Origin of the sequence: Streptomyces sp. MK37H, assembly GCF_018035285.1 — a bacterium.
GTDB classification, from domain to species: domain Bacteria; phylum Actinomycetota; class Actinomycetes; order Streptomycetales; family Streptomycetaceae; genus Streptomyces; species Streptomyces endocoffeicus.
Map to the genome: position 1 here is coordinate 1 of NZ_JAAAYH010000705.1, position 2,809 is coordinate 2,809.

Genomic DNA, 2,809 nt, shown 5'->3' on the forward strand with positions numbered 1-2,809 from the left:
GATGGGCCAGGAGGCGGGGTCCACGAAGCTCGGACCGCGGACACCCTTGTCCAGCCAGTCGGCCACATCCGCCAGTACATATCCGGCCAGTGCCAGATGCCCGTCCACGGTGTCCCCGGCGATATGCGGGGTGAGCAGCAGATTCGGACAGCTCAGCGCGGACTCGCCGAGCCGCGGCGGCTCGGGGTCGAAGACGTCCAGCGCGGCGAACAGCCGCCCCGCCAGCACCTGTTCGAGCAGCGCGCCCTGGTCGACCGCCGGTCCCCGCGCGGAGTTGACGACCACGGCGTGATCGGGGATCCGCTCGATGAGCCGGGCGCTCACCAGGCCACGGGTGTCGGGGAGATCGGGCACATGCACGGAGAGGAACGGGCAGCCGAGCGCCTCCTCCAGCGTGGCGGTCCGCACCCCCAGCGCGGCGGCCGCCTCCTGGTCCAGATACGGGTCGTACACCACCACATCGCAGCGGAACGGCCTGAGCAGGGTGATCAGGGCGCGGGCCGTGGAGCTCGCGCCGAGGATGCCCACCCGCCGGCCGGTGAGTTCACCGCCCCGGAAGCCGCTCTGCTTCCAGCCGCCCGCGCGCATCGCAGTGTCGAAGAGCGGCAGCCTGCGGGCCAGGGTGAGCATCGCCGCCAGGCAGTACTCCCCCACGGACCAGGCGATCCGCCCGGCGGCCGAGAAGACCGCGACGCCCTGGTCGAGCACCTCGCGGTCGATGAGCTTCTTCACCGTCCCGGCGGCGTGCGCCACCACCCGGGGGCCACCGCCACCGGCCCAGATCGCCCGGTCCAGACGGGGCGTGCCCCAGCTGGTCAGCAGCACATCGCTGCCGGCGGCGAGCCGGGTCACCACGTCCGCGGTCAGCGGCTCATCGGCCCAGCTCACCTCGTAACGTTTCGCCATCAGCCGCCGGGCCTCGGCGCTGATCACATCGGCGGCACGCTGGGGGGTCATGGCGACGGCGAGTCTGGACAACCTGGCTCCTCGGACGGGATCGGCACGGATCTGCCCTGTGGCGGTCGTCATGACCGTAGGGGCGCTCCGCCATGCCCGTCCAAGCCCACTTTCGCATCGCCCCATACCGTGAGGGCATGAACCTCTCCCTGCAGCAGCTCCGCGGCTTTGTGGCGGTGGCGGAGGAGCAGCACTTCGGCCGCGCCGCCGCCCGCCTCAATATGACCCAGCCCCCGCTGACCCGTCAGATCCAGGCGCTGGAACGCGCCCTGGACGTCGTCCTGTTCGAGCGCACCGGACGAGGCGCCCGGATCACCGCGGCGGGCCGGGTCTTCCTCGACCACTGCCACCGGGTGCTGGCCCTGCTGGACGCCGCGCCGACCGCCACCCGCCGCGCCGCCGAGGGCCGCACCGGCACTCTGCGGCTGGCCTTCACCGCGATCGGCGCGTACGCCATCCTGGCCGACGTGCTGGACCTGGTGAAGCGGCATCTCCCCGATGTCACCGTCGAGTTGACCGAACTGGTCAGCCCCGATCAGTTCGCCGCCCTCTCGGAGCTGCGCATCGACCTGGGTCTGGTGCGGCCGCCCATCCCCGAGGGGTACGCCTCGCTCCTGGTCCACTCCGAGGACCTCGTCCTCGCGGTGCCCTCCGGCCACCCGCTGGCCCATGACGACGACGGCGCCCCCGTCGCGCTGACCGACGTGGCCGATGACTACATCGGCTACAGCCCCGAGGGCTCCCGCTATCTGCACGACATCTGCGCCGCCATGATCGGGGTGGACCGCTACGCCGTCAGCCAGTTGACCTCCCAGGTCCCCACCATGCTCGCCCTGGTCCGCGCGGGCCTGGGCTGCGCCCTGATCCCCCGCTCGATCATGACCATGGGCGTCCACGGCGTCCGCTACCGCGAACTGGCCCCGGCCGACGCCCACTCCGTCACCCTCCACGCCTGCTGGAGCCCCGACAGCCCCAACCCGGCTCTCCAGCGGCTGGTGGACGTCCTCAACCAGGAGCGCTCGGGAGGTGGCTGTGAGATAGGCCATATGCGGCGGTAAGTAACGGTCCAAAGATATATAAACAGCCGCCGGGCCATTGAGCAGAGGGCCTTCGTGATCCGTATTCGCCGGTGCAAGTACGGGCGGACACTGCTCCGCACAACGACCGGCGTCCCCGCCAGGAGGCTCTATGCGATCCCGGTACTTCGTGACAGGTACCTCCCTCCTCATAGGTTCCGTGGTGGTCACCCTCGGCGTGATCATGTCGCCCGTCCTGACGGGTGTGCAGCAGACGAACCAGACGAACCTGGCGAAGACGAGCTCGACCCAGTACGGACCGCTCACCGGCGCCGACCGGGACTTCGTGGTCAAGGTGCGGCTCGCCGGGCTGTGGGAGTATCCCGTCGGTGAGCTGGCCCTCAAGAAGGGCACCACGGCGGCGGTGAAGACAGCCGGTGAACACCTGATCGTGGGGCATGCGCAACTGGACGACGCCTCGCGCGACATCGCACCCAAACTCGGCATCACCCTGCCCAACAAGCCCACGCCGCAGCAGCAGGGGTTCCTGGACACCCTGACGGCCGCCACGGGCAAGAACTTCGACAGCCAGATGGCCCAGATCCTGCGCATCACCCACGGCCAGATCTTCAGCTCCATCGCCAAGATCCGGGCGACCAGCAAGAACACCCTGGTGCGTCAGCTCGCCACCCAGGCCAACAACACGGTGCTGGACCACATCACCCAGATGGAGAACACCGGGATGGTCGACTACGGGCGGCTTCCCGCCCAGATCACCGCGACCCCGACCCAGGGCCCGAACTTCACCAAGCCGGTGATGCCCAAGCCCGGTGAGC

At 69.9% G+C, this 2,809-nt stretch carries 3 protein-coding genes; 2 read left to right on the plus strand and 1 reads right to left on the minus strand.

Features of this window, described 5'->3' with window-relative positions; translation table 11 throughout:
• Window positions 1-978, minus strand: a 978-nt coding sequence (locus GWI24_RS43015; protein ID WP_210951454.1) for a hydroxyacid dehydrogenase, incomplete at its 3' end; no start/stop codon positions are given.
• A 116-nt stretch (window positions 979-1,094) separates the two neighbouring features.
• Here GWI24_RS43015 and GWI24_RS43020 point away from each other — a divergent pair.
• Window positions 1,095-2,015 carry a LysR substrate-binding domain-containing protein gene (locus tag GWI24_RS43020; RefSeq protein WP_247617677.1) on the plus strand — a complete coding sequence of 307 codons (921 nt, stop codon included), beginning with the start codon at window positions 1,095-1,097 and terminating at the stop codon, window positions 2,013-2,015.
• Between the two features lie 148 nt (window positions 2,016-2,163).
• Window positions 2,164-2,809 (plus strand): DUF4142 domain-containing protein (locus GWI24_RS43025; protein ID WP_308344278.1); only part of this gene is annotated, 646 nt, incomplete at its 3' end.